The organism is Paenibacillus sp. 598K, assembly GCF_003851045.1.
GTDB lineage: Bacteria > Bacillota > Bacilli > Paenibacillales > Paenibacillaceae > Paenibacillus_D.
On record NZ_BFBX01000034.1, the window covers coordinates 57,152 to 59,937 of the forward strand.

The following is a 2,786-nucleotide window of genomic DNA, read 5'->3' on the forward strand; positions in this document are numbered from 1 at the left end:
GCTCGACGAGCCGTATGCGCTGCTGCTGCAGCGCGGTCAGCCGGCCTTCCGTGCGAGCGAGCTCTTCCTGCAGCTGGCGGAGCACCGTACGCAAGCCGCTGAGCGCTTGCGAGACGCGGTCTTGCGACTCCTTGATCTTGCCTAGCACCATCCAGTCGACGATCAGACCGTCGAACACATAGTCGGCGAAGGTGAGGAAGCCGCTACCGAAATCCAGCTCGATCGGCATCGCTCGCACATCGGCGAGCTCCTGCTCGAAGGTAACGAGCGTATGCTGGGCGCGGTGGATATGCTCTCTGGCATCGTCCATATGGCCTCGTTTGATCATCGTCGAGACGGTGCCGCCGCCGACCATATCCCAGGTTCCCCATTGCTTGGCTTTGGACAGACTTTCCATCGCCGCGTCGAGATGGTCGCGCAGCCGATGACCGGCAGCGAGCGCCTCGCCCAGCTCTTTCTTCTGCACATTTCGTTCGTTTTCTTCATCAGTAATCGCATCCAGCGCTTCCCGGAACTCGCTGTACTGTTCGCGGATAAGCGCTTTTTTGCGTGCGAACAGCTCGTCATACTCCTGTTCGGCGAGATGCACATCGGTGAGCAGGCTGCGCAGCTGCGCGATTTCTTCCTTGAGCTGCGCCGACTCGGCTACGGCCTGATCGTATTGGAGCTTGGCGCGGATCACATCCTGCTGTTCCTTATCGATACGCTCCTGCTTGGAGCCGACGACGGTATAGAACAGATTCGCCAGCGACAGTCCGGCAAGCTTGGCCACATCGGCTTTTTCGGACTCCAGTTGGCGCTTCAGGCGGGCCTCGATCAGCTCTTGCTCGTGCTGCTGGCGGGTATATTCGCTGATCTGGCGCTCCCATTTCTCCTTGTGTCGTCTTCGTTCGGCGGCTGTCTGCAATCGTTCGTTCAGCATCGTCAATTGATCGTTCATAGACTCTCCTTTCCGCATTCGGGACATGGTATAGTAATACGTCAAGAACGCTGCTGAGGATTCACCGAGTTGGGTCAAACGCCCACGCATGCGGGCTGGTGCCCGCATAGGCTAATGTATCGATGCAGTTCGGACTGCGTGTACAGAGGAGGGACGAGAGGCATGGTATGGCAGCATCCTGATTCCAGACCGCGACCCCGCAGGAGGACGTCCTCGCAATCGCAGACGCCGTCGCCTGCCAAGTCGCATCGCTCGAAGCGAGCTTTCACTGTGCCGGCCGTGACCGATGCCGGAGGTACCACAGATACGACGACGACAACGACCGAGACGACGATCGATACCACGCCGCCGACGACCACGACGACCACGACCACAACAACGACGACGACGCCATCGCCATTTGGCATTGCATCGGACGATATCGCATTGTGGGCGGCGATTATTACGATCATCGGCGACTCGTTGGCGTTGTGGGCGCTGCTGCTGGCCAGGGAAGAGAATGCGAGCGGCAGCGATAGCTGATCTCGGGGAGATGCTGCTCGCGAATCTGAGAAAAACATAAGAAAAGAGTCGTATCCAGTCGAAAACAGGGATGATAGAATAGAAGCAAGTCAATAGCCGAGAGGAGGACGGAGAGACGCATGCATCCGGCTGCGAAGCCTGAGACAGCAATATATGGGAGGGATTATGATGAACGGGGAACAACGGGAAGTCGCTTTGTATGACTCGGCAGACGGGCTGCCGCTCTTGGAGCGGGTCAATCGTCTCTGCTTGTCTCTGCCTGCTGCCAGCGAGCGTACGAGTCATGGCGCTCCGACTTTCTTCATTAGAGACAAGCATTCCTTCGCCCAGCTTCATGTCAATCACCATGGGGATGCCCGCACGGCACTATGGTGCGCAGCGCCTGCCGGCATCCAGCAGGTGCTGGTCGAGAGCAATCCCGAGCAATACTTCGTGCCGGCCTATGTCGGCCGTCTCGGCTGGATAGGAGTGCGCCTCGACCGTCCGATCCGCTGGCGCGAGGTCGAGGGTGTCGTGCTCGACGCGTACGTCACCCGTGCGCCTAAGGCGCTACAGCAGCAAGTGCTGGAGCAATACGCGAAGCCTCATTAACGGAAGGCATAGTCAGCACAACAAAAGAATAGCCCGCCTATCGCACAAAGACAGCCGCCTGATCCTTACCGGATCGGGCGGCTGTCTGTCGATTCGCCCGAAATGGGCGATCACTAGGCGATAGGTGGTCTCGTATATGATATGTGCTACTCGCCGCGTACGACCCGCTCGACCCCATCGGTGACCGTCGCGACGATATCGATCGCACCAGCCGCTTCGTCCCAGGTGAAGAGGGTGAAGCATGCCGGCGACCCTGGCTCCAGTCTGGCGAGCTGCGGCCGCCCCAGCACCTGTGCTGGCCGCACAGTGACGGCGTCGATCGCTTCGGCGAGCGACATGTCGGTGTAGGCGAGCGCGCCGGCGATGCCGCGATCGAGCGAGTACGCCGAGCCGGCGAGGATCGCCGGTTGGTCGACCATCGAGAGCCGACCGTCCTCGGCGAGCTCGACATGGGAGCCGATCAGCGAATGGTAGCGGCCGGGCGGCATCCCGCCGAACTTGACGCAGTCGCTGACGAGGATCGTCTTCTCCCGCTTCACCCGATGCATCGCCTTGAGGACATGGGGAGCCAGATGGTGCCCGTCCGGGATAAAGGCGGCCCACAGGCGGTCGTCGGCGAGCTGATCCCAGATATAGTTGGGATGGCGCGGCAGCATCGGATGCGAGCCGTTGCCCAGATGCGTCGCCAGCCGCGCGCCCGCCCGGATCGCGGCGTCGAGCTGCGCCGCCGTCG

The 2,786-nt window shown here is 60.7% G+C and carries 4 protein-coding genes; 2 read left to right on the forward strand and 2 right to left on the reverse strand.

Annotated elements, in window-relative coordinates; translation table 11 throughout:
- Positions 1-940: hypothetical protein (locus PA598K_RS12480; RefSeq protein ID WP_185601880.1), on the reverse strand; the 940-nt coding region annotated here is incomplete at its 3' end.
- A 162-nt stretch (positions 941-1,102) separates the two neighbouring features.
- Between PA598K_RS12480 and PA598K_RS36155 the strand changes: the two genes are divergently transcribed.
- On the forward strand, positions 1,103-1,462 hold the full coding sequence (locus PA598K_RS36155; RefSeq protein ID WP_185601882.1) for a hypothetical protein: 360 nt from the start codon (positions 1,103-1,105) through the stop codon (positions 1,460-1,462).
- Between the two features lie 168 nt (positions 1,463-1,630).
- Positions 1,631-2,053, forward strand: a complete 423-nt coding sequence (locus tag PA598K_RS12490; RefSeq protein ID WP_128657285.1) for an MmcQ/YjbR family DNA-binding protein — start codon at positions 1,631-1,633, stop codon at positions 2,051-2,053.
- Positions 2,054-2,199: 146 nt separating this feature from the next.
- Here PA598K_RS12490 and PA598K_RS12495 read toward each other — a convergent pair.
- A partial coding sequence (locus PA598K_RS12495; RefSeq protein WP_148091934.1) for an amidohydrolase family protein occupies positions 2,200-2,786 on the reverse strand: 587 nt, incomplete at its 5' end.